Source organism: Aciditerrimonas ferrireducens (genome assembly GCF_023130475.1).
Lineage (GTDB): Bacteria > Actinomycetota > Acidimicrobiia > Acidimicrobiales > UBA8190 > Aciditerrimonas > Aciditerrimonas ferrireducens.
Genome location: NZ_JAKHEX010000040.1, coordinates 1 through 2,938, shown reverse-complemented (window position 1 = coordinate 2,938; position 2,938 = coordinate 1). Strand labels below are relative to the sequence as shown.

General features: G+C 74.0%; 2 protein-coding genes. One reads left to right on the top strand and one right to left on the bottom strand.

Going from position 1 to position 2,938, the window contains the following annotated elements:
- Positions 1 to 165 precede the first annotated feature (165 nt).
- A complete protein-coding gene (locus tag Acit_RS13750; RefSeq protein WP_248109393.1) occupies positions 166 to 1,275 on the bottom strand; it encodes a glycosyltransferase family 4 protein in 1,110 nt (369 codons plus the stop codon).
- 65 nt (positions 1,276 to 1,340) lie between these two features.
- On the opposite strand from Acit_RS13750, the gene Acit_RS12550 reads away from it, so the two are divergent.
- The coding region (locus tag Acit_RS12550; protein ID WP_248109392.1) for a SpoIID/LytB domain-containing protein at positions 1,341 to 2,938 on the top strand (1,598 nt) is incomplete at its 3' end.

Genomic DNA, 2,938 nt, shown 5'->3' with positions numbered 1-2,938 from the left:
GGTGGGGGGTACTGGCTGGTAGGGGCGGACGGCGGAGTCTTCAGCTACGGGGACGCGGCCTTCGACGGCTCCACCGGCAACCTCCATCTGGCGGCCCCCATCGTGGGCATGGCCGCCCCCTGAGCCGCCCTCCCCGGAGGACGCCGGTCTGCCCGGAGGACCGTGTCAGCGACGCGGCGCGAGCTGCGCCGCAGGACGGTCGCGCTCGAGGGCGCCGGTGAGGGCCTCGACCATGGCTTTCGTGGCCGCCGTCAGGTCGTAGCGCGCCGCCCGTTGGCGGCCCAGCTCGACCAGGGAGCGGCGCAGGAGCGGGTCAGTCGCGACCCGGTGGACGGCGGCAGCGAAGACCGCCGGGTCCTTGGTGGGCAGGACCAAGCCGGCATCCCCGACGGTCTCGGGCACGGCGCCAGCAGCGAAAGCCACGACGGGGAGGCCGTGCCCGAGCGCTTCGACGACGGGAACGCAGAACCCCTCGTGGTCCGAGGCGCACACGAAGACGTCGGCCGCCTGGTAGTAGGCCTCGAGGACGTCCTCGGGCACCGAGCCGGCGAAGTCGACCGCCTCCTGGAGGCCGAGGTCCTCGACGAAGGCCCGAAGGGCCGGCTCGTAGCGGCTCCCCAAGGGGGATCCCACGAGGTGGAGCCTGGCCCTCGGGTCGTAGAGCCGGCGAAGCACCCAGAGGACCTTGACCAGGTCGTGGGGGGCCTTGTGGGGGGAGAGCTTGCCGACGAAGAGCAGGTCGATGCCGCCCCCGTGTCGCTGGTCGGCCAGGCGACGCTTGGTGGCCGGGTCGGGCGCCGGTGCCTTGCGGGCCATGTCGATGAGCAGCGGGACGACGGCCGTCCGCCGATACCCGACCCGCTGGAGCTCCTGCTCGTTGAACCGGGAGTCGGCCACGGCCAGGCGGCAGTGCCGAGCCAGCCGGGCCATCTGGACTCGGCCGAGGCGCAGCTCGTAGCCGACCGCGGGTTCCCAGGGCTCGAGAAGGTCGACCGGGGTGATGTTGTGGTAGTTCGCCAGCTTCGGCTCGGGACGAGCCATGAGGACGTCGAAGACCGGGCTGCCGATGGAGAGCTGGTAGAGCAGCCAGCGGCCCGGCGCTGGTCGACCCATCTGCCCGATCGGCCGGCCCTCGCCTGCCACGTCGGGGGTCGCGGTGCCGTAGAAGATCTCCGACTGGAGGCCAGCGGCGCGCAGGGCGTCTCGAATGGCCAACGTGTGCTGACCGATGGCGTCTCGGCTGGCCAGGGACGGGATGACCTGGTCGAGACGCACGAGGCGGCAGTCTACCGAGGACGATCCGCCACCCCGGATCCGCCTTCGGCTACTCTGCGCAACCTGTGGCCCCCTTCGGCCCCGGTCTCCGGTACGGCCTCCGGCGTGCCCGGCGCTCGGCAGCCGTCCTGGCGACGTCGATGGCGGCCGCCGGGGTCGGGGTGCTCGGGCTCTGGCCCGCCCAAGGTGCAGCGGCGGCGAGCAGCCCCCCGAGCGGCGTGACCCTCGAGGTGCGGGGCTACGGCCACGGCCGGGGCATGGGGCAGTACGGGGCCCTCGGCTACGCCCTCGAGGACGGCTGGACCTACCAGCAGATCCTCGAGCACTACTACGGCCAGCTCGTCGACGGCGGCGCAACCGAGCTCGGAACCCTGGCCCAGGCCCAGGTCGGCACGACCGGGCTGGACTCCGACCAGGCGCCCATCCGGGTCGACCTGGACCAGCTGGCCGGCCAGCCGGTGACCGTGACCTCGGCCAGCGCCTTCACGGTGACCGGGACGGGCCTGGCCAGCGCCCTGTCGGTCCCCGCCGGCGGGGCGGTCCGCTTCGAGCTGGTCGGCAGCACCCCCCAGTCAGCCAGCTGGGAGGTCTTCGTGAACGACGGGGGCGGACCAGGGGCCTGCGCCGGCGGGGCCAACGGATGGGGTGCCCCGGTGGCCAGCGGCGTGCAAGACCCCACGGCCACCCCGAGCTCGCCGGCACCGTTCCCCGCCACCGGGCCCATCGACGACCAGCTCCTGGAGGTCTGCAGCACCGGCGGCTTCTACCGGGGCAGCATCAGCGGGGCGGTCGAGCCCACCCAGCCGCCGGTGGCCCAGACGGTCGACACCCTGCCCCTTGGGCAGTACGTGGCGGACAGCGCGGCGGCCGAGTCCCCGGGCGACTGGGCGACCCTGGGTGCGCCGGGTCCCCAAGGTCAGCCGGCGGGCTTCCAGCAGACCGAGGCCCAGGTGGTCGCGGCCCGCTCCTACGCCGTCGCCGAGGCGCTGGCGGGAGGCTACGACGGCGTGGCGGCCATCTGCGCCTCCACCGCCTGCCAGGCCTACCCGGGGGTGGCCGACGAGAACCCGGAGGACGACCTCGCCGCGCTCGACACCGCCGGGCAGGTGGTCCTGTTGCCCGACGGGGCGCCGGCCCTCACCGAGTACTCGGCGTCCACCGGCGGGGAGACCGCGCCCGGAAGCGGGCCCGGGGGGTTCGCCGCCGTGGTCGACCAGGGCGACGGGATCTGCAACGACCAGGTCTGTAACCCCTACCACGCCTACCTGGCCACCGTGCCCGCCTCGGCCATCGAAGCCGCCTACCCCTCCATCGGCACCTTCCAGTCCCTGACCGTCCTCCAGCGCAACGGCCTCGGGCCCCTGGGCGGCCGGGTCCTGACCCTCCAGCTGACCGGCAGCGCCGGCACGGTCACCACGAGCGGGTCGGCGTTTGCCGCCGCGGTGGCCGCCAGCACCAGCGACCAGCTCGACGCCCCTGGCGGCACCTTCGCGGCGAGCGGCATCCTCTCGGACTGGTTCGCCCTGGCCGGGACCCAAGGGACGGCCGAGACCGGCTACTGGCTGGACGAAGCGAACGGGGGGGTGCTGACCTTCGGGGACGCGCCGTTCTTCGGTTCCGCGGGGGATCTCCAGCTGGCGGCGCCGGTGGTGGGGATGGCGGC